This window comes from Nocardia sp. NPDC057272, from assembly GCF_042668615.1.
GTDB lineage: Bacteria > Actinomycetota > Actinomycetes > Mycobacteriales > Mycobacteriaceae > Nocardia.
In genome coordinates this window covers 145,964-165,687 of sequence record NZ_JBHUYK010000013.1, presented here as the reverse complement: position 1 = coordinate 165,687, position 19,724 = coordinate 145,964, and the positions used below count along the sequence as shown (strand labels likewise).

The window sequence follows — 19,724 nt, the reverse complement described above, 5'->3', positions numbered from 1 at the left end:
ACCGACCTGGTGTTCGAGTCACCGGGGTCACAGGCCTGCGGCTAATCCGCCTCTTCGCGGTTTCTGCCGGTTGTTCCCGGGCAGCGTAGTGAGTTTCCGGGCCTGCGGATAGGGCGAACCTGTCAGCGCTCATCGCCTGGCGTCGGGCGGGCGCGAAGACTGTGGCCGTCGAGACGGCCGGGCGGGGCGGCGAGGAGGTCGAGGACGGTGGGCGTGAGGTCCACCAGGGTGTGGGCGCTGGTCACGGTGCCCGGGGTGAAGTCGGGGCCGCGGGCGATGACGAAGTTGGCGGTTTCGGCGGGGGTCTGGCCACCGTGGCCACCGGTCGGGAGGTGGCCGTGGTCGGTGGTGACCAGGACGGTCCACTGTTCGCGGGGATGAGCGTGCGCGCGCTGGTCGACCGCCGCGACGATCTGGCCGACGAGCCCGTCCACCCGGCGAATCGCGGCGAGATAGGCGCGGGACGCACCGCCGTGCTGGTGGCCGGCCAGGTCGATCTGGTCGAGGTGGGTGAAGACCAGATCGGGGCCGGAACGCTCGATCGCGGACACCACTTCGGTGGCCGTCGCGGCGTCGGTGGCCGACTCGTCGGGATCGTCGGCGACGGGTGCGGTGGTGAGGGCGATGTCGGCGCGCCGGTCACCGGTGGCGGCGATCGTCGCGATCTGGTGCCAGGTGCCGATGGACACCGTGTGCCGAGCGGGGTCGGCCCGTTCGATCCGGGTGAACACGCTCGGGTGCGCCACGAACGGACTCGCGTCGAATTCGTTGCCGGTGATCCCGTGCTCGGTGTCCCACACCCCGGTCAGCGCGCTCGCCCACGACGGCCCGGAAATCGTGATGTGCCCCGCGATGTTCCCCTGCGACAGCAGCCCTTGCGCGGCGAGGCGCCGCAATCGCGGCGCCTGTGCCGCATCGGCCTTGTCGAACATCAGCCCATCGATCCCGATGACGACGACCTTGTTCACCACCTCGCCCACCCCGCGCCGCGGAGCACCGAACGCGGCCGCCGCGTCGACCCTCGCCCCCACGTCGTCGAACGCCGCCACCGAGCCTGCCGCCGATCCCACCAGCGGAATCGTCACCAACGCGGTGACCAGCGCCGCGAGCACTTTCGCCGGAGCCGACATCTCGCGCATGCCCTCACGATGCGGGATCGGCGCCGTCGCGGTGAGGCCGACGCGACGGTGTTCATCGACGTTTCATCGGTTTCGCACGCACCGGACGCCTCGCTGAACAACCCGCGAACCACAGGTCGACCGAACGGGCGATCGGAATTCCGCCGCCTCGGCGCGCACGCCGAAATACTGCCGCAGGCATGTGATCTCACCGATGGCAGCACCGAGCGCGAGTCGGAAATCCGTTCGCCGCGGCTCAGTTTCCGTCGACGTCGAACGCCCACACCACAGCGGGCCGCCCGGTGGCTTTCACCCGGCGACGTTCACCGGTCCGGCCGAGCCCTGGGATCGCGGCGAGCGTGCGGTTGAGGTTGGCGGGGTCGGGACGAGCACCGTGCAGCGAGGTACTGAGATCGACCGCGCGGGTGGCGGGAAACTCGGTGCCCGCCAGTGCTCGGGTGAGCGTCGCGTCCTTCCACAGGAGTCCGGCCAGCAACGCACGGCTGGTATCGACGATGCGATTGTGGTCGAACGCCAGCGGCGGGACCTCGTCGAAGCCCACCCACTCCGCGGGTCCCTCGTGCTCGGCGACCACCGCCCACATCGCGATGGCCAGCGTCGGCCCGCGCGGGTCGCGGTGTGGTTCGTCGAACGTGACGAGCTGGCCGACCGCGCCGATCGCCGCGGCCGGCACCCCGAGTTTGGTGTGGACGGCGCGCCGGGCGGCGTCGACGAGACGTTCGCCGCGGCCGAGCAGCACACCCGGTAGCGCGAGTTCGCCGGTGAACGGCTCGAACTCGCGGGGGGCGATGCCGATCCGGACGCCGCTGTCGGCATCCCAGCACCGCAAGGTCACCACATCGATCGACACAACGGATTGCTCCACGTCATCCCATCCTGCCTCGAGCTGCTCTGCTCCGGGCGCAGTGCGTTGTCACCGGCCGATACCGCGGTTCACGGTACGGATGCTCCGATTCTTCCCTGCCCACCGACATCGGCGGGCCGCTCCCTCCGGCCGGCGACGGAAGCCGCGACAGCGCGGTCGCGCCGATCCGGACCGTGCCCGGTCAGCACCACCGGTACCCGCAACCGCTCGGCCAGCCACGCTGCCGGGTCGGTGTCGATCGGCACGAGAATCGGTGTCGCAGCGAAGAGTTCGCCGGTGAGCCGCTGCTGGTGATCGAGATCACGCCACCGGCCGGGGACCAGTTCGGCCGATCTGCCCGCCGGCGTCTCGTATGCCTGTGCGGCGCGGAGGGTTCCGGGCATGTCGAGGTGGTTGACGACCAGCCCGTCGATCCCGCCGCACACGTCGACGGCGTAGCGCAGCAGGATCGGATCCAGGTGTCCCTGCCGAAACGCACCCTGATAATGCCCGGTGCCGTTGTGCGGTTCGGGAAAACCGAGCGGCGCTTCGGTCGGCAGCGGACCCGCGCCGTGCCGGGTCATATAGGTGCGGGTGACGCCGAGAACCGCGGCGGTTCCGCCGATGTCGCGGATCATGGCGCGGGCGTTGCGTGGCTCGACCGTCGACCAGGTGGTGTGCGGGTGCAGGCCGCGCCACTCGTCGAGCAACACACCCTGCGCGCCTTCGAACACCAATCGCCCATCGTGCGCGGTCAGGGCGAGTTCCGCATCACCGGTGATGCGGACGGCTCGCGCGAAATCGCCGTACATCGCCACCAGGGCGTCGATCGATTCGTACCCGTGCACGCTCGGGCCGACGAGGTCCTCGTAGTGCGCCGCGAGCCGATCCAGTTTGGCGCGCAGCACGGCCGGCGCCCGGCAGTCGGCCACGGTCGGCGCGTCGTTCTCCAGTGCGTACCAGGCTGTTTCACCGATACCACGGCCGCAGGAACCGTGCCGCGAAGTACCCCTCGCGTCCTCACGCGCACGGTTCGCCGCGATGTGGATCGGTGTGGTCAGCAGGGCGCGGCCGTCGACGGCGAGCAGGCCGAGCGGGTCGTGAACACCGAGCGCCGCCAACTGTTCGGACTCGGCGGCAAGCGCGATCGGCTCGACCAGCATGTACCGCGACAGCAGCGTCGGGACCCCCGAGAAAGTCCCCGATCCGAACTGCGCGAAGGTGTGGTGGCGACCGTCGGCCACGACGTTGTGCGCGGCCTGCGCACCGCCGTTGAACCGCACCACGGCCGACACCCCGAGATCGGCCTCGGGCGAGCACAACCAATCGACCGTGGCGCCCTTGCCCGCGTCACCGAAACCCAGATCGACGACGACGAGGTGGCGGCCACCGAACAGCGGGCTCATCGCCCCGGCGGCAGAGCGCGCCGCGTCGGGCCGGGCTTCGAGCCGAGCGCCCGGCCGACCGCATCGGCCTCGTCACTCGATCCGACGTCGCGCAGATCGGCCAGACCGGTGTCGAGATCGACCCGGTCCTCGCCCAATCCGATGGTCAGCGCGATCAGTTCGCAGACCGCGCCGGGGTCGTCGAGTTTCAGGAAGTTCTGCCCGAGCAACGCCCGCCAGTGTTCGGCGATCTCCGGATCCCGGTAGTACGACGACTGATTCGGCAGGATGTAGTACACGTGCCAGCGCTGCTCGAGTTCGCGATAGATCGACTCGACGGACACGTCGCGGCGCACATGATCGCCGATCACCGCCCTGATGTGCCGGGCGGCCAGGCGAGGCTTGTTCAGCTCGTCGCCGATCAGGAACAGATACCCCTTCTTGCCGCGCTTGTCCCAGGCGTCCGTCGCGACATGCTCGGCTATGAAATAGGCGGCCAGCTCATAGCTTTCGGACTTCTGTCCGCCACCGCCGCCCTCGAGCAGGATCGCCCGCAGCTGTTCGTCCATCCGGTTGTCGGATTCGAACTGCCCGACCTGCAAGGGCACCCGGTCGGTGTCGGCGTCGCCGATCGCGCCGAACAGCACCTGCGGGTCCTGCGCGTACCCCTTGTTCTTCAGCAGCCCGTGCAGTTTTCCCAGCTTGTCCTGCATGATGCGCGGCACCCGGCCCATCGACCCGGTCACATCGAACAGCACGGCCACCGGCAGCGAGTTCCCGTGCTCGGCCGAGTCCCGGCACTCGCGCTTGCCGACTCCGAAGGGGTCGAGCAGGGGATGCGCGCACCACGTGTCATACGGCTTCGCCCGCATCTCGGCCGTGTACCCGAAATCGTCCACCCCCTGCCGCGCCCGATACGTCTTGCCCGCCCGGTAGGCGGTGTCATCCCAGTTTCCGTACCCCATCCGAACCACGCCCTCTCGCCTTGATCGTTGTTTTAGTCTATTCAACCAAAACAACGATCGTCAAGGCGCTGGGGCGAATTCGTCCGAGTTGATCAGCAGGAGGCAGTGCCGTCCGGCAGCGGCGTCAAGCGCGTAGCGACGAGAACGACACCGGGACCGGACCGACCGCCCGGACCGGCACGCCAGGTGACATTGTCCGAGGTGAGCGGAGCGGCGCATGCTCGACAGACGACGACGCCCTCGGTCACCTGACCGCAGTCGCGGTGGACCACCGACAGCGGCGGGCCGTCCTCACCGGCCAGCCAGCGATCCCCCCACGCCAGCAGCATGGTCAGGATCGGGTAGAGATCGCGACCGCGGTCGGTGAGGACGTACTCGGTGCGGGTCGGGTTCTCCTGGTACACCCTGGTTTCCACGATCTCGTGGTCACGCAGGGTGCGAAGACGATCGGTCAGCACATTGGACGCGATACCGAGGTCTCGACGCAGGTCCTCGAAGCGGCTGATGCCGAGGAACAGGTCGCGCAGGATCGGGGCGGCTCGTCTTCCGTGGCCGAACCGACCTCGCCCCTTTGCTCACCCTCGTCTATCGCACGGTCAGCGATCTGCGATGGACCGACACACTCGGCACCGGCGACACCCGAGTCCTGTTGGGCGAAGCCAGGTTCGGGCCTTTCCGGATGACCGAGGCGATGGTGCTCGACCTCGATTCCGACGGCCGCATCCGGCGGATGCGCCCACACTTGCGCCCCTGGCTCGCGCTCACCGCGGTGGCGGTGTGGTTGGGCCCGAATCTGCTCCGGTATCCGGGAGCGGTGCGCCGGGCCGCGAATTCTGGGCGGTAGCCACCGGTCCGTCTTCGACCAGGCCGTCCGGGGTGAGCTCGAGCCTGCGGGTGACCCCGATGTCGTCGAGGAAGCGTTCGTCGTGACTCACCACGATCAGCGCACCCTCGAAACTCGCCAGTGCCTGGGTCAGATGAGCCAGGCTGGGCAAGTCGAGGTTGTTGGTGGGCTCGTCGAGCATCAGCAGCCTGGGGGCAGGTTCGGCGAGCAGCAGGGTGGCCAGGGCGGCGCGCAGTCGTTCGCCGCCCGAGAGCGCGGCGGCCGCGATGTCGGCGTCGGCGCCGCGGAACAGGAAGCGCGCGAGCTGACCGCGAATCTGTTCCGGTGTCGCGTGCGGTGCCGCGGCGGCGACATTCTCGAACACCGTTCGCGTTTCGTCGAAGACATCGAGACGCTGCGGCAACAACCGCCACGAAACCTTCGGCCCCTCGGCGACGATCCGACGCAGCAGGGTGGTTTTGCCCGCGCCGTTACGCCCGGTCAACGCGATCCGCTCCGGTCCACTCACGCGCAGGTCGACCACCGGGCCGTTGGCCAGCTCGACCTGCCGCAGGTCGAGCACATCCTGTCCCGGATACAGCCTGGTGCCGGGGAGCTCGACGCGGATCTCCCGGTCCGCGCGCACCAATTCCTCGGCGTGATCAAGGGTTTCGCGGGCGGAGTCGAGTTTGTCGATGTGGGAGTTGCGCAGTTTGCCCGCCGATACCTCCGCGGCGTTCTTGCGCAGTCCCGCGACGATTTTCGGTACCCGCTTGTTGTCCTGCATCTTCTGCGCGAAGCGCGCCCGCCGGTCCAGTTTCGTTCGGGCATCGACGAGTTCGCGCGCCTGCTTGCGCACATCGCTGCGCGCATCGCGAACGGCGGCGCGCGCCGCTTCCTGCTCGGCCTCGATGATCCGCTCGTAGTCGCTGAAACCACCACCGAAGGAGCGGATTTCGCCCGCGCGCAGTTCGGCGATGCCGTCCATCCGATCGAGCAGTTCGCGATCGTGGCTGACCACGATCACGGTGCCCGCGAACTGCCGGATCACCTCGTAGAGCCGCCCGCGGGCGACCGCGTCGAGGTTGTTGGTCGGTTCGTCGAGCAGCAGCACGTCGGGTTCGCGCAGCAGTTCGGCGACCAGGCCCAGCAGCACGGTTTCGCCACCGGAGAGGGTGTCCAGGGTGCGGTCGAGTTCATCGACCGACTTGGCGACGTAGTCGAGCCCGAGCTTGCCGAGCAGTGCGACAGCCTCGTCCTCGACCTGCCAGGACATGCCGACTGTGTCGAAGTCGGCGGGCTCGCCGGTGCCGCTCTCGATGCGGTGCAGCGCGCCGCGTACCTCGGCGATACCGAGCACCGCGTCCACCCGCTGACCGGTCTGCATGCCCAGGTCCTGCCGGAGATAGCCGAGGCTGCCCGGCACGGAGATCGACCCACGCACCGGCTTCAGTTCCCCGGCGACCAGCCGCAACAGCGTCGATTTGCCGGCGCCGTTGCTGCCGACGAGACCGATCTGACCGGGCCCGACGACAGCGTCGAGCCCGTCGAAGACAGCGGTGCCATCCGGCCAGTGAAAGGTGAGATCGGAAAAGGAAAGAGAGGTCATGCGGATCCCCTGGAGGTGCGACGGAAACACGGTGCGCAGAATGCGGACCGTCCGAGAGCGCTACCTCAAGAAATCAACGCATGGCTCCGATCGCCGGGAACAAGACCCTTCATTGATAACACCGAGCTACCCCGACGCGCCACCCCTTTTTCCCTCCTGTGAGGCCCGTCATGGAAAAGCTAGCCTGGACGCGAGTCGCCATCTCGTAGGCGAACCCGGATCGAAGGAGTGCGATGGCGACGATTGTGGTGCGCAAGGCGGTCCGGCACGATGTCGACGCGGTGGCCGAGACGCTGGCCGCGGCGTTCCAGCACGACCCGGTGATGAGCTGGATCCTGCCGGACCCGGATCGGCGAGCCGCCGGCCTGCCCCGGTTCTTCGCCACGATGGCGCGCCACCTCTTCTTACCGGCGGACGCCTCCGACCTCGCACTGCGCCCCGACGACACGGTGGGCGGCGTGGCCCTGTGGACCCCACCACACCATCAGAACCCGTCACCCCTGACCGAACTTCGCACGCTGCCCGGTATCTGGCGCGCGTTCGGCCGCCGCACACTGGCCGGCAAACAGGTGGGTGACCTGCTGAAGAAGAACCATCCGACCGAACCACACTGGTATCTGGCGATGCTCGGCTCCGCCCCCGATGTCCGGGGCGGAGGTTACGGGAGCGCCCTGCTCCACAGCCGGCTCGACCGCGTCGACGCCGAGCACGCCGTCGCCTATCTGGAATCCAGCAACCCGGTCAACGTCCCGTACTACGAACGCTTCGGCTTCGTCGTCACCGGCGAGTTGCAGATCCCGGGCGGCCCGACGCTGTGGCCGATGCTGCGGGCAGCGCGCTGAGTCAGATCTTGACGATCGAGCTCACCGGATAGTCACCCTGGTGCTCGCGCCCCTTCAGGAACTCGAGTTCCATCACCACGGCGGCGGCGACCACCTCGGCGCCGACCTCCTTGAACAGGGCGGCCGCGGCGGCGAGGGTGCCGCCGGTGGCGAGGACGTCGTCGAGCAGCAGAATCCGCTTGCCCTCGAGGTCGACGCCGTCGGCGGGGATTTCCAGTGCGGCGGAACCGTATTCGAGCTTGTACTCGCGTGAGACGACCGGCGGCGGGAGTTTGCCGCCCTTACGGATGGCGAGCACGCCGGTGCCGAGCGTCGCGGCGACGCCTGCCCCGAGCAGGAAGCCACGCGCGTCGACACCTGCCACGAGGTCGGCGTCGGGGGCGATGGCGGCGAAGCAGTCGATGACCGCGCGGAAGCCGACGGCGTCGGCGAACACGGGAGTGAGATCGGCGAAACGCACACCCGGCGTGGGGAAGTCGTCGTGCCAGCGGGTCAGCCGGGTGACCGCGGCGGCCGCCTCGGCGGTGCGCTCACTGGCCTGATCGTCGGACTCGACCACCGCGTGCTTGCTCATCAACCCTCTTTCATCACGTGCGCTCATCGCTGCAACACCCAGCGATCCATGTTCCAGCCGGTACCGGCCTGTGTCGGCCCGGCGATCCCGTTCCGCATCCCGTTGCCGAAGGCGATGATGCGCGGCGTCGCGAACAACGGAATGCTCGGTAGCTGCGCCCACAGCAGGTTCTCGGCCTCGGTCAGCAGGTTCAGCGTCGCGGTCGAGTTGGCTTCGCCCGCAAGCTGATCGGTGATCGCATCGTAGCGACCGTTAGCGAAGCCACCGAAATCGAGGCCGCTACCTGCCCGCAACGCGGCGAACGCGACAACACCCTCGCTCGACCCCGCGGGCCCCGGCACCGCGCCGGTTCCGCCGAGCACCGCGTCGACCGCGCCCTCGGGGAGCTTCACCGGGGTGAAGTCGGGCGAACCCGCGTCGACCACGGTGATGCCCGCGCCGCGGCACGTCTCGGCGATCATCGCCACGGTCTGCGCGCGGCGGGCATCGGGACCCTGATACCCGATCCGCACCGTCGGCTGCGCCGTGCCGGAGGACGCCAACGTCGCGGTGGCCGCGGGGATGTCGGCGCCGCGATACCGATCGGCGCCGCCGATCACCGCCGGGTAGTACAGCGAATCCTGCTGCACCACATGGGCGTTCAGCACACCCGCGCCGAGGCCGTGCGGCGCGGGCTCACCCGCCTTGCCCAGCGTGTCGAACAGTGCCTGGCGCGGCACACACTGTGCGAACGCCCGGCGCACCTCCACCCGTGAGAACACCCCACCGGTGGCGAGCACGAGCTGCTCGGCGCTACGGCTCGCCACCGTCTGCTCGTCGAAACCGTCGAGCTTCAGATCCGCGACCGACCCGGCCCCGAGATCGACGACCCCGAGCGCGTTCTCCTTCGCCTTGGCGGCGAAGTCGGTGCCCTTGGGCCACACCACGATCCGCTTGGTCTCGGGCGGGTCACCCCACCACTTCTCGTTGGCGACCAGCACCAAACCGTCCTTCGCGCTGAAGGATTCGATCCGGTACGGCCCCGACGACGGGAACTTCGTCAGGTCGAGCGCCCCGGCCTGCACAGTCCAGCCGGTGTTCCAGAAGTCGGCGATCCGGCCGATCACCGCGCCGTCGCCGGTCTGCAGGGCGTTCACCACGTTCGGCACACCCACCGCCTGCGCCACCACATGGGCGGGCATCACCTCGGCCGCGGTGAACAGCGTCCGCCACGGCAGGTAGTGCTTGCCCGGCCGGAACACCACGGTGGCGTCCTTGGACCCGGGCTGGCAGTCGATCCGTTCGATCTCGTCGTAGCCCACGGTGCTCGCGGCGTCGAACAACGAGACGGGCCCACCGTCGCCGGGGCGGGTGAACTTGCCCGAGCGCGCCGACCACGCCAGCACCAGATCGTCGCAGGAGGTCTTCACCCCGTCGGAGTACACCCCGTCCGGATTGAGCCGGTACTGCACCGTCTGCGTCTCGCCCGGCACTTCCTTGGCCGTGCCGACGTCGGTATCGGCCACCTGCTGCCCGTCGGGTCCGGTGTAGAAGAACCCGGTCAGCACCCGGCCGAACACCGCCGCGGCGCCGCTGCTGGCGCCGAGCGTGCTCGCGCCGTTGTAGCTGGCGACCGCGGCGTCGACCGCGTACCCGATGGAAGGCACCTGGTTCTTGGTCGAGCACCCGGCCACCACGGAGGTGGTCACAGCCGCCGTGGCGAGCACGGTGATCAGTCGAATCGTGCTGCGTCGCATGATGAGACCCCCTGCTAGTCGGTCGTCAGTGCCTTCTCTGCTGTCGCTTTCCACTCGGACGCGACCCCGGCCGCGGCGCACCGCTGCCGGTCGGTCGCGGGCCACGGGCGGCCGAAGCGCCCACCGGAACCCGAACGCCCGCACCGACACCGGCGCGCTTGTCCAGGACCTTCTTGGTGTGCGCGGCCACCGGACCCCAGCGTTCCTTGATCGAGACCAGCACCGGCACGGCGAGGAAGAGCGAGGAGTAGGCGCCGACGATCATGCCGACCAGCTGCACCAGCGCGAGGTCCTTGAGCGTGCCGACCCCGAGCAACCACACCGCGATCACCAGCATGCCGATGATCGGCAGGATGCCGATCACGGTGGTGCTGATCGAGCGCATCAACGTCTGGTTGGCGGCCAGGTTGGCCTGTTCGGCGTAGGTGCGCTTGTTCAGGTGCAGCACGCCGCGAGTGTTCTCCTCGACCTTGTCGAAGACCACGACGTTGTCGTAGAGAACGTAACCCAGAATCGTGAGCAGGCCGATCACCGCGGCCGGTGTCACCTCGAACCCGACCAGCGAGTAGATACCCGCCGTCACGAACAGGTTGAAGAACAGCGACACGATCGCCGCGATGGACATGTCCCGTTCGAAGCGGATGGCGATGTAGACCATCGTCAGCAGCACGAACACCGCCAGCGCGATCAACGCCTTCTGGGTGATCTGCCCGCCCCAGGTCTCGCTGATCTCGGCGATGCTGATGGCGTTGCGGCTCACCTGCCCGGACGAGTCCTTGGGTTGGAATTCGTCGTAGAGCGCGGTCTGGAGCTGGTCGATCTGTGCCAGGTCGAGGGTTTCCGAACGCACCTGGATGGTGGCCGACTCCCCGGAACCGACCTTCTGCACCGACACCGGTCCGTGACCGAGCGCCTGCGAGTAGACGTCTTCCACCTCCTGGGTGGTGACGCCCTCGGCCGCGGGGATCTGGATACGCGAGCCGCCCTCGAAGTCGATACCGAGAGTGAAACCGCGCACGCCGATGCTGAGCAGCGAGATCAGCAGCAGCACCGCCGACAGCGTGTAGAAGAACTTGCGCCTGCTGACGATAGGGAAGCCGCCGGTGCCGGTGTAGAGACGCTCGAAGAAGCCGTGCTTCGGGCCCTGTGTGGGCTCGTAGGAGTCCAGGTTCACCGATTCATCGGTGGGGTTGTCGTTGCTCATCGTGACATCTCCTTCGACCTGGCCTGGCCGCGTTCCCTGGCGATCTGCTGAACCGAGCCGAGTCCGTTCACCGACGGCTTGGCCCAGAACGGCGAGCGCGAGGCGAGCATCAGCAGCGGTGCGGTGACCAGGTACAGCACGATCACGTCGAGGACTGTGGTGACACCGAGGGTGAAGGCGAAGCCCTTCACCTGACCGGCGGCGAGCAGGTACAGCACGACCGAGGCGATCAAGCTGACCGTCTTACCGGACAGGTTGGTGCGCTGAGCTCGCTGCCAACCGCGCGGCACCGCCGAGCGGAAGCTGCGGCCTTCGCGCATCTCGTCCTTGATGCGTTCGAAGAACACCACGAACGAGTCGGCCGTCAAACCGATACCGATGATCAGACCGGCGATACCCGCGAGGTCGAGGGTGAACCCGATCCACCGCCCGAGCAGCACGATGATGCCGTAGACCGCGATACCGGCCGCGATCAGCGAGAACCCGGCCAGCAGGCCGAGCATCCGGTACACGAGCAGGCAGTACAGCAGCACCGCGATCAGGCCGACGGCGCCGGCCAGCAGACCCGCCTTCAGCGAAGACAGGCCCAGTGTCGCCGAGACCGTCTCCGCTTCGGAGGTCTGGAACGACAGCGGCAGCGAACCGTACTTCAGCGTGTTGGCCAGCTCGTCCGCGCTGTCGGCGGTGAAGCTCCCCGAGATCGAGGTACGGCCACCCAGCTGCGGGCCCTGCTGCACCTGCGGCGCGCTGACGACCTTCGAGTCGAGCACGAACGCGACTCGCTTGTTGACGTACTCACCGGTCAGCTTCGACCAGGCATCGGCGCCCCCGGACTTGAACTCGAGGTTCACCTCGTGCCGGGCCTGCTGGGAGTTCAGGCCGGAGGTCGCGTCGGCGATCTCCTGGCCGTCGATGCGGCTCGGGCCGAGCAGGAACACCTCGGTGCCGTCCTGCGAGCAGGTGACCAGCGGCAGCGTCGGATCGTCGTTACCGGTCAGCGGATCGGGCTTGGTGCAGTCCATCGCCGCCACGGCGACCTGCTGCACCTGCTGATCGGTGCTCTGACGCAGCGCCTTGGCGTCGGCGATCTCCTTGGCCTGCTGCTGCTGGGTGGTGAGCCCACCGGGCGGCGGCGTCGGCGTCGGCGGTGCCTGCGCGGGGAACACCCGCGACTGCGGCGCAGGGGTCGTCGCGCCCTCGGCGGGTGGGGTCGACTCGCCGGGCACGGGCGCCGGAGTCTCCGTGGCCGCCGGGGGCGCGGTGCCACCCGGTGGCGCGGTGCCGGGCGCGGGCGGAGCCGCGCCGCCTGCCTGCGGCTCGGTGGCGAACAGCACCGGGCGGATGTAGAGCTTGGCGGTGGTGGCCAGCGCGCGTGCCTGCTGGCTGTCATCGCCGGGCACCGTGATGACCAGGTTGTCACCGTCGATGACCACCTCGGAGCCGGCGACACCGAGACCGTTGACACGGGCGTCGATGATCTCCTGGGCCTTCTTCAGGCTGTCCTGGCTCGGCTTGTTGCCGTCGGGGGTCCGCGCGGTCAACGTGACGCGGGTACCGCCCTGCAGGTCGATGCCGAGCTTGGCCGACGGGGAATGGTCACCGGTGAAGAACACCAGCGCGTAGATCACGGCCAGCAGCGCGGCGTAGGCGCCGAGCAGCCGGAACGGATGCGCCGATCCTTGGGAAGGTGGCACAGCAGGTCATCTCCTAGGCGGGAAGTCGAGGCTGGATCGGTGGGCACAACGGTGCCCGGCCCGCAACGCCAGTGCGCCCGGGCGGGAAAAGGGACTGGTCAGTCCTTGGTCAGCCGGGTCTCGGTCTGTTCCACGACTTCCTCGACGGGGGCGTCGGTGACCTCGGGGGTCTCCTCGACCGTCTGCTCGTCGGCGCGCACCTCACGGATCGCCTGGCGCAGCCACGTGGTGACCACCTCTTCGGCGATCTCCAGGTCGACGGTGTCCTCGTCGAGATCCACGACGGTGCCGTACAGACCCGAGGTGGTGACGACAGCGTCACCGACCTTCAAGGCCTCCTGCATCGTCGAGACCTTCTCGGCCTCCCGCTTCTGTTTGCGGATACCGAAGAACATCGGCACGAGCAGGGCCAGGATCAGCAGCGGAAACAGGAAGTCCATCGTCGAAGTCAGTCCCTAGTCAGTGGTGGACGTGCAAGTACGCCTGACAGTCTGCCAGTTCCCCGCCGCGGCGACACACCGGACACCGACGCGCGCGTGAAACAGGCCCCGGTCCGGCGGGTGCGCGGACCGGGGCCGAGAAGGTTCAGGCGATGCTGCCGTAGGTGTAATCGTCGAGCGGGAAGGTGACGGCCTCGCGGTGCGCGGCGGCGGTGCTGGTCGGGCGCAGCAGTGCCGCTTCCCCGTGCTGATTGAAGTAGTAGCTGCGCGCGGATGAGCAGTCACCGCCGTAGAAGACCGAGGAACCCAGCTTGTCGGTCATCCGGTCGAGGAATCCCGCGTTGGCTTCTTCGGTGACCTCGAAGGTCTGCTCGCCACGGCGGAACAACTCGGCGAACAACCTGCCCATGTGCTTCATCTGGGCTTCGATGGTGGTGAAGTACGACAGCCCGCTGTAGGAGTAGGGGCTGTTGAGACTCAGGAAGTTGGGGAACTTGGGCACGGTGATGCCCTCGTAGGCCTGAAAACGGTTGTCGCGCCAGAACTTCCCGAGGTTCACACCGTCGCGGCCGATGATCTCGATGGCCGGGAAGTTCACGTCCCAGAGGTTGAAGCCGGTGGCCAGCAGCAAGGTGTCGATCTCGGTTTTGTGGCCGTCGGCGGTGACGATGCCGTCGGGTTCCACCTGGTCGATCGAGTTCGTTTCCAGCCGCACGTGCGGTTGGTTGAACGTCTTGAAATAGGTGTTGGAGAACGTCGGGCGCTTGCAGCCGAAGTCGTAGTGCGGGGTGAGCTTCTCCCGGGTCTCGGGATCACGCACCTGCGCGAACAGGTGCGCCTTGGCCATCGCGGCGGCCGCCCGGTTCAACGGTTTGGCCTGCTTGTAGTGCAGCACGCCGACAACCATCAGCGCCTCGAGCATGCCGGTGTTGACGAGCCGAGCCGCCTTCTGCGTGAGCGGGACCTTGTCGAACAGTTCCCGCACCACCCCCGGAATCGGCGCGTCGACCTTGGGCACCACCCAGATCGGGGTCCGCTGGAACACGGTCAGCTCGTCGACCTTCTTCGCGACCTCGGGCACCAGCTGCACCGCGGTGGCGCCGGTGCCGATGATGGCGGCCTTGCGACCGGTCAGGTCGTAATCGGCGTCCCAGTCGGTGGTGTGGATGATCTTGCCCGCGAAGGACTCGATGCCGGGGAACGGCGGTGTGTAGGGCTGGGACAGGAACCCGGTCGCCGCGAGCAGATACCGCGCGGTCAGCGTCTCACCGCCGGCGATCGTCACCACCCACTGCTGGTTCTCCGCGTCCCAGCGCGCACCGTCGACGACGGTCCCGAACCGCATCCGCCTGCGCAGATCGTATTTGTCGGCCACGTGTTCGGCGTATTTCTTCAGCTCGGCGCCGGGCGCGAACAAGCGGGTCCAGCGCGGGTTGGGCTCGAAGGAATAGGAGTAGGTCACCGAGGCGATGTCGACCGCCAGACCCGGATACCTGTTCACATGCCAGGTGCCGCCCAGGTCGTCCTCCCGTTCCAGGATGACGAAATCGCGCAACCCGAGCCGGTCGAGCTCGATACCGGCACCGATGCCACCGAAACCCGCTCCGACCACGACCGCGTCGAACTGAGGTACCACGCCGAACCTCCACACTGAGATCGAGAATGCTCCTGCCTCAGAATGACACGTCATTCTGATTACAGCGAATGTAACATCGTCAAGGTGACGAAGCCACCCTCGCGAATCGACCAGCGCAAAGCCGAATTGCGCAGGGAGATCATCGATACCGCGTTCGACTGCTTCGCCGAGAAGGGCTATCACGCCACCGGAATCGCCGATATCGCCACGCGTCTGGGCATCGGACACGGCACCTTCTACCGCTACTTCGCGAACAAGCGCGACATCATCGACCATGTCATCGACGAGGTGAGCGGGCGCATCTTCGGCACGCTCGACAACGACATGGAGCCCGAGAGCGCCGCCACGATCGAGGAATACGCCGCGCTGATCGACCGGCTCAGCGATTCACTCAACCGCGTCCTGCTCGACGATCCGCGCACCGCGCACCTGTTGCTGTTCCACGCCACCGGCATCGACGACGTGCTCACCGACCGGGTGTACGGCCTCGTCGACGCCACCGAGATCCTCATGACGCGCTACCTCGATCACGGTGTGCGCGTCGGCTACCTGCGCGCCGATATCGATACCGCCAATACCGCCAAGGCGGCACTCGGCATGATCGTCGCCGGGCTGGTCGCGGGGATGCGAACCCCTGATCCGGCATCGATGTCGGTGTACAGTCACGCCGTGCGGCGGCTGTTCATCGATGGCGTGCGCGCCGCTGCCCGATAACGAAAAGCCGTGGGATAGAAGGGCAATCCTGAGACAATGACCGCTGTGACGCCCGACGATGTGAGCCGCACCCACTTCGCCATGCCGACCCTGGGGCATCGCGGCTACCACGCAGACGAGGTCGACGCCTTCCTGGAACGGGTTTCGGCCACCCTCGACGGGCAGGGCGCGCTCACCGCCGACGACATCCGCCACGTGCACTTCGGCGCCCCGCGCTTCGGCGGTCGCGGATATCAGGCCGATCAGGTCGACGATTTCCTCGACCGGGTGCGCACCGAGCTCGAACATCGCCAGAAGGGCGGCGCCCCCGTTCCGGCAGCGCGCGCAGGCGACGATGTCGCCGAGATGCTCACGCCCGACGATGTGCACCGCATGCGGTTCACCCAGTCCGCCGTCGGCAGGCGCGGCTACCACGAGGAAGAGGTCGACGCCTTCCTCGACCTGGTCGCGGCGACCCTGGCCCACAACGGCCCCGGCAGCCTCACCACCGCCGATGTGCGCGGCGTCCGCTTCACCGACACCCGCCTCGGTACCCGCGGCTACGCCCGCGAAGAAGTCGACGCCTTCATCGACCTGGTGATCACCGCGCTGGAACACCCCGAGCGCCGACAATAATTTTTGCGGCTGGCGCCGCTGGTTTTCGGCCTGGGAACCTTGATCTTCCCTCCCTACGGGCACTCCTTCGTCGCACCCTTCGGTCAGTCCAGATCAAGGCGGCCGAAAACCGCCATCCGCGGCTGCGCCGGTTCCTACCCTTGGATGCTGTGTAGTTCGGCTTCGCGCAGGTCGTCGGGGAACACGTAGCGGCGGAAGGCCCAGAAGCGGAACGCCATGGCCAGCAGGACGCCGAGGATCTGTCCCGAGATGAAGTTGGCGACCATCTGTACCGTCGGATCCACGTGCGGCACACGCAGATTCAGCGCGTAGAGCGACAGCGCCTGCGGGATCATGGTGACCACGATGCCCAGGGCGCTGACCGCGAAGAACAGGGCCGCTTCGTGACTGCGCTGCCGGCCGCCGCGGGCGTTGAACGACCACTCGCGGTTGAGGATGTAGGAGGCGATCGTCGCGATCAGCGCCCCGAGCAGGCGCGCGGTGAGCGGCTTGTCGCCGAGCACCGTCAGTTTCACCGCGTACACAACGCCCGTGTCGATGAACCAGGTGATCGCACCGACCACGGCGAATTTCAGGAGTTCCCGATGCTTCAAGAGCAGGGAACGCAACGGCTCGGGGAGTCGTTGCACCACCTCTAGGACTGCCACCGAATCGACAGTAGACGACGTTGCGGCGCGATGCCCGCCCGGAGGCGCGCTATCTCAGTCGAAGCGGTCGGCGCTCGGTTGCGGTTCGCGTCCACGCACTTCGATGGCACCGATGACCAGGTCGGGCGGCGGCACCAGACCGAGATGTTCCCAGGCGCCCGCGGTCGCCACCCGGCCGCGGGGTGTGCGGGCAACGAGTCCGGCGCGGACCAGGAAGGGTTCGCAGACCTCTTCCACGGTGGCCGCTTCCTCGCCGACGGCGACGGCCAGGGTCGATACACCCACCGGTCCCCCACCGAATCCACGCACGAGCGCACCGAGGACGGCGCGGTCGAGCCGGTCGAGGCCGAGCGCGTCGACGTCGTAGACCTCGAGCGCCGCCATCGCGATCGGGTGGGTGATGATGCCGTCCGCCCTGACCTCGGCGTAGTCGCGAACCCGGCGCAGCAGCCGGTTGGCGATACGTGGCGTGCCCCGTGAGCGTCCGGCGACCTCGGCGGCGGCGTCGTGGTCGATCTGCACCCCGAGAATCCGGGCCGAGCGGGTGAGGATCTGCAACAGCTCGGCAGGGTCGTAGAAGTCCATGTGCCCGGTGAAACCGAAGCGATCACGCAGCGGACCCGTGAGCGCGCCCGAGCGGGTGGTGGCGCCGACCAGGGTGAACGGGGCGATATCGAGTGGAATCGAGGTCGCGCCGGGGCCTTTGCCGACGACCACGTCGACGCGGAAGTCCTCCATCGCCAGATATAGCATTTCCTCGGCCGGGCGGGCCATGCGGTGGATCTCGTCGATGAACAGGACGTCGCCCTCGACCAGGTTGGAGAGCATGGCGGCGAGATCGCCCGCGCGTTCCAGCGCGGGGCCCGAGGTGATGCGCAGGGCGGTGCCGAGTTCGCCGGCGATGATCATCGCCATGCTCGTCTTGCCGAGGCCGGGTGGTCCCGACAGCAGGACATGATCGGGGGTGGCGCCGCGCTGACGCGCACCACGCAGGACCAGCGCCAGCTGTTCGCGCACGCGGGGCTGGCCGATGAACTCGTCGAGCGAGGTGGGACGCAGGCCGGTTTCGGCTTCGCCGTCGGTGCTGAGATACCGGGCGGTGAGGTCGGATTCGTCGGTCTCGGCGAAGGTGTCGAAGTCTTCGTCCACGGTCTACCTGTTCTTGCCGAGCAGGCCGAGCGCCGCGCGCAACGCCACCGAGGTGGTGGCGGTGGGCTGGTCGGCGAGGACGGCGTCGACGGCCTGTTCGGCCTGCTTGGCCGGGAACCCGAGGCCGACGAGCGCTTCGGAAACCTGTTCGCGCACCGGGGTACTCGGCGTTTCCGCACCGGGCGGACCGGTGGGAACGGCCACCTGGTTCACCTTGTCGCGCAGTTCGACGACCATCCGCTCGGCGCCGCGTTTGCCGATGCCGGGGACCCTGGTCAGCGCGGCGACGTTGCTCTCGGCCAGCGCCTTTCGCAGTGCTTCGGGTTCGAGCACGGCGAGTACCGCCATCGCCAGGCGGGGACCGACGCCGGAGACGGTCTGCAGCAGCCCGAACAGTTCGCGCGCTTCGGTATCGGCGAACCCGAACAGGGTCATCGAGTCCTCGCGCACGATCATCGCCGTGTAGAGGCGGGTCTGCTCACCGCGGGTGAGCCCGGCGAGTGTGGCAGGGGTGGCATTGAGGCGATACCCGACGCCCGCGGCTTCGATCACCACGTGATCGAGCGCGATCTCGAGTACCTCCCCGCGTACCGACGCGATCACCCGCGCACCACCTTCCGTTGTTCGGCGAGCCGTTGTTCGTAGCGGCGGCGGACCTCGTCCGCCTGTGCCTGCGCGGCCGCCATCCGGTCCATCAGCGGCGCCCGCCAACAATGACAGATCGCCAGTGCGAGCGCGTCGGCGGCATCGGCCGGTTTCGGCGCGACCTGCAAACCGAGAATCCGCGTCACCATCGCGGTGACCTGCGCTTTGTCCGCTGTACCGTTGCCGGTGACGGCCGCTTTCACCTCACTGGGCGTATGGAACGCCACCCGGATCCCGCGCCGCGCCGCGGCCAGCGCGATCACCCCACCGGCCTGCGCTGTCCCCATCGCGGTCCGCACATTGTGCTGCGCGAACACCCGCTCGATCGCGACAGCTTCGGGCCGATGCGTATCCATCCACTCCTCGGCGGCATCCGCGACGGCCATCAACCGCAACGCCAGCTCGGCGTCGGGCGGGGTCCGCACCACCCCCACATCGAGAGCGACCACCTTCCGGCCCGGTCCGCTGTCCACCATGCTGAGCCCGCACCGGGTAAGCCCCGGATCGACGCCCATCACCCGCACCGGCCACCCCTTCGAAGACACGAACAGTTGTTCGAAAGTCTAGAGCATCCCCGCGTTCCGGCCGACCAGCGACACGACCCTCACACCGGTCGCGACGGGAGCCCGAGCAGTGCCGGATCACCGGCGTGCTCAGCCCAGACCCGGGCCGGATCCGCGACCAGCTTGCGCGTACGCAGGTCGAGCAGGCCGCTCACATAGGACACCGTCGCGGCGACCGCACCGTCATCCCTGGTGAGTGTGTGTTCCACCCGATAAGTCTTGCCCTGCCCCCACTCCCACCGGCAGTCGACCTCGACCGTGTCGTTCGCGCGCAACTCCCGCAGATAGCGAACGTTCAGCTCGAGATTGACCGGCCCCACCCCCGCCGCGAGGAAGTCCGGCACCGAGACCCCCGCCTCGGTCACGCACGCGAACCGCGCGTGATCGGCGAACTGCTGATACGCCGAACCGGTGACGTGCAGTTGCGGGTCGAGATCGGACACCCGAATCGGGATCCGAACTCGAAACGGCACAGTGGTTTCCGCCATGCCCGCGAGTGT

20 protein-coding genes are annotated in these 19,724 nt (G+C 68.1%); 3 read left to right on the top strand and 17 right to left on the bottom strand.

Annotated features, from left to right (window positions below; all coding sequences use genetic code 11):
- Positions 1-122: 122 nt before the first annotated feature.
- The 6 genes from ACFULV_RS19500 to ACFULV_RS19475 form a co-directional block, all read right to left on the bottom strand.
- Complete coding sequence (locus ACFULV_RS19500) at positions 123-1,139, bottom strand: alkaline phosphatase family protein (RefSeq protein WP_378658506.1); 1,017 nt, start codon at positions 1,137-1,139, stop codon at positions 123-125.
- A gap of 235 nt (positions 1,140-1,374) precedes the next feature.
- Positions 1,375-2,004, bottom strand: a complete 630-nt coding sequence (locus ACFULV_RS19495) for an NUDIX hydrolase (protein ID WP_378658504.1) — start codon at positions 2,002-2,004, stop codon at positions 1,375-1,377.
- A 68-nt stretch (positions 2,005-2,072) separates the two neighbouring features.
- Positions 2,073-3,389, bottom strand: a complete 1,317-nt coding sequence (locus tag ACFULV_RS19490) for an adenylosuccinate synthetase (RefSeq protein WP_378658501.1) — start codon at positions 3,387-3,389, stop codon at positions 2,073-2,075.
- On the bottom strand, positions 3,386-4,333 hold the full coding sequence (locus tag ACFULV_RS19485; protein ID WP_378658554.1) for a hypothetical protein: 948 nt from the start codon (positions 4,331-4,333) through the stop codon (positions 3,386-3,388). Before ACFULV_RS19485 ends, ACFULV_RS19490 begins: the two co-directional genes overlap by 4 nt.
- A gap of 92 nt (positions 4,334-4,425) precedes the next feature.
- Positions 4,426-4,821, bottom strand: a complete 396-nt coding sequence (locus ACFULV_RS19480) for a winged helix-turn-helix transcriptional regulator (RefSeq protein ID WP_378658551.1) — start codon at positions 4,819-4,821, stop codon at positions 4,426-4,428.
- Between the two features lie 273 nt (positions 4,822-5,094).
- The gene (locus ACFULV_RS19475) at positions 5,095-6,765 is read right to left on the bottom strand and encodes an ABC-F family ATP-binding cassette domain-containing protein (RefSeq protein WP_378658499.1); all 1,671 of its coding nucleotides are present in this window, start codon (positions 6,763-6,765) and stop codon (positions 5,095-5,097) included.
- Between the two features lie 233 nt (positions 6,766-6,998).
- On the opposite strand from ACFULV_RS19475, the gene ACFULV_RS19470 reads away from it, so the two are divergent.
- The gene (locus ACFULV_RS19470; RefSeq protein ID WP_378658496.1) at positions 6,999-7,607 is read left to right on the top strand and encodes a GNAT family N-acetyltransferase; all 609 of its coding nucleotides are present in this window, start codon (positions 6,999-7,001) and stop codon (positions 7,605-7,607) included.
- Between the two features lies 1 nt (position 7,608).
- Here ACFULV_RS19470 and ACFULV_RS19465 read toward each other — a convergent pair whose 3' ends face one another.
- The 6 genes from ACFULV_RS19465 to ACFULV_RS19440 all read right to left on the bottom strand — a co-directional run bounded on the left by ACFULV_RS19465 (position 7,609) and on the right by ACFULV_RS19440 (position 14,891).
- Positions 7,609-8,181, bottom strand: a complete 573-nt coding sequence (locus tag ACFULV_RS19465; RefSeq protein ID WP_378626917.1) for an adenine phosphoribosyltransferase — start codon at positions 8,179-8,181, stop codon at positions 7,609-7,611.
- A 23-nt stretch (positions 8,182-8,204) separates the two neighbouring features.
- On the bottom strand, positions 8,205-9,917 hold the full coding sequence (locus tag ACFULV_RS19460) for an ABC transporter substrate-binding protein (protein ID WP_378658493.1): 1,713 nt from the start codon (positions 9,915-9,917) through the stop codon (positions 8,205-8,207).
- A gap of 25 nt (positions 9,918-9,942) precedes the next feature.
- A complete protein-coding gene (gene secF / locus ACFULV_RS19455) occupies positions 9,943-11,121 on the bottom strand; it encodes a protein translocase subunit SecF (protein ID WP_378658490.1) in 1,179 nt (392 codons plus the stop codon).
- Entirely contained in the window at positions 11,118-12,815 is a 1,698-nt protein-coding gene (gene secD / locus ACFULV_RS19450) for a protein translocase subunit SecD (protein WP_378658487.1), read from the bottom strand. The genes secF and secD overlap by 4 nt, the downstream gene beginning before the upstream one ends.
- A 98-nt stretch (positions 12,816-12,913) precedes the next feature.
- On the bottom strand, positions 12,914-13,255 hold the full coding sequence (gene yajC, locus ACFULV_RS19445) for a preprotein translocase subunit YajC (RefSeq protein WP_378658485.1): 342 nt from the start codon (positions 13,253-13,255) through the stop codon (positions 12,914-12,916).
- Between the two features lie 145 nt (positions 13,256-13,400).
- Positions 13,401-14,891 carry a flavin-containing monooxygenase gene (locus ACFULV_RS19440; RefSeq protein WP_378658482.1) on the bottom strand — a complete coding sequence of 497 codons (1,491 nt, stop codon included), beginning with the start codon at positions 14,889-14,891 and terminating at the stop codon, positions 13,401-13,403.
- An 84-nt stretch (positions 14,892-14,975) separates the two neighbouring features.
- Between ACFULV_RS19440 and ACFULV_RS19435 the strand changes: the two genes are divergently transcribed.
- Both ACFULV_RS19435 and ACFULV_RS19430 read left to right on the top strand, forming a co-directional pair.
- Positions 14,976-15,605, top strand: coding sequence for a TetR/AcrR family transcriptional regulator (locus ACFULV_RS19435; protein WP_378658480.1), 630 nt, complete (start codon positions 14,976-14,978; stop codon positions 15,603-15,605).
- 36 nt (positions 15,606-15,641) lie between these two features.
- Positions 15,642-16,220 carry a DivIVA domain-containing protein gene (locus ACFULV_RS19430; protein WP_378626903.1) on the top strand — a complete coding sequence of 193 codons (579 nt, stop codon included), beginning with the start codon at positions 15,642-15,644 and terminating at the stop codon, positions 16,218-16,220.
- 134 nt (positions 16,221-16,354) lie between these two features.
- Here ACFULV_RS19430 and ACFULV_RS19425 read toward each other — a convergent pair whose 3' ends face one another.
- The 5 genes from ACFULV_RS19425 to ACFULV_RS19405 form a co-directional block, all read right to left on the bottom strand.
- Positions 16,355-16,867, bottom strand: coding sequence for a GtrA family protein (locus ACFULV_RS19425; RefSeq protein ID WP_378626902.1), 513 nt, complete (start codon positions 16,865-16,867; stop codon positions 16,355-16,357).
- Between the two features lie 54 nt (positions 16,868-16,921).
- Entirely contained in the window at positions 16,922-18,016 is a 1,095-nt protein-coding gene (gene ruvB, locus ACFULV_RS19420) for a Holliday junction branch migration DNA helicase RuvB (protein ID WP_378626900.1), read from the bottom strand.
- A gap of 3 nt (positions 18,017-18,019) precedes the next feature.
- On the bottom strand, positions 18,020-18,619 hold the full coding sequence (ruvA, locus tag ACFULV_RS19415; RefSeq protein WP_378626898.1) for a Holliday junction branch migration protein RuvA: 600 nt from the start codon (positions 18,617-18,619) through the stop codon (positions 18,020-18,022).
- A complete protein-coding gene (gene ruvC, locus ACFULV_RS19410) occupies positions 18,616-19,185 on the bottom strand; it encodes a crossover junction endodeoxyribonuclease RuvC (protein ID WP_101467026.1) in 570 nt (189 codons plus the stop codon). The genes ruvA and ruvC overlap by 4 nt, the downstream gene beginning before the upstream one ends.
- Before the next feature lie 80 nt (positions 19,186-19,265).
- Complete coding sequence (locus tag ACFULV_RS19405) at positions 19,266-19,712, bottom strand: acyl-CoA thioesterase (RefSeq protein WP_378658477.1); 447 nt, start codon at positions 19,710-19,712, stop codon at positions 19,266-19,268.
- Positions 19,713-19,724: the final 12 nt, after the last annotated feature.

Bases quoted from the DNA above. Each gene is read 5' to 3' on its own strand.
- ACFULV_RS19500 (WP_378658506.1), bottom strand. From the start codon at position 1,139: ATGCGCGAGATGTCGGCTCCGGCGAAAGTGCTCGCGGCGCTGGTCACC.
- ACFULV_RS19465 (WP_378626917.1), bottom strand. From the start codon at position 8,181: ATGAGCAAGCACGCGGTGGTCGAGTCCGACGATCAGGCCAGTGAGCGC.
- ACFULV_RS19430 (WP_378626903.1), top strand. From the start codon at position 15,642: ATGACCGCTGTGACGCCCGACGATGTGAGCCGCACCCACTTCGCCATG.
- ACFULV_RS19485 (WP_378658554.1), bottom strand. From the start codon at position 4,333: ATGGGGTACGGAAACTGGGATGACACCGCCTACCGGGCGGGCAAGACG.
- yajC (WP_378658485.1), bottom strand. From the start codon at position 13,255: ATGGACTTCCTGTTTCCGCTGCTGATCCTGGCCCTGCTCGTGCCGATG.
- secF (WP_378658490.1), bottom strand. From the start codon at position 11,121: ATGAGCAACGACAACCCCACCGATGAATCGGTGAACCTGGACTCCTAC.
- ACFULV_RS19475 (WP_378658499.1), bottom strand. From the start codon at position 6,765: ATGACCTCTCTTTCCTTTTCCGATCTCACCTTTCACTGGCCGGATGGC.
- ACFULV_RS19470 (WP_378658496.1), top strand. From the start codon at position 6,999: ATGGCGACGATTGTGGTGCGCAAGGCGGTCCGGCACGATGTCGACGCG.
- ACFULV_RS19405 (WP_378658477.1), bottom strand. From the start codon at position 19,712: ATGGCGGAAACCACTGTGCCGTTTCGAGTTCGGATCCCGATTCGGGTG.
- ACFULV_RS19490 (WP_378658501.1), bottom strand. From the start codon at position 3,389: ATGAGCCCGCTGTTCGGTGGCCGCCACCTCGTCGTCGTCGATCTGGGT.
- ACFULV_RS19460 (WP_378658493.1), bottom strand. From the start codon at position 9,917: ATGCGACGCAGCACGATTCGACTGATCACCGTGCTCGCCACGGCGGCT.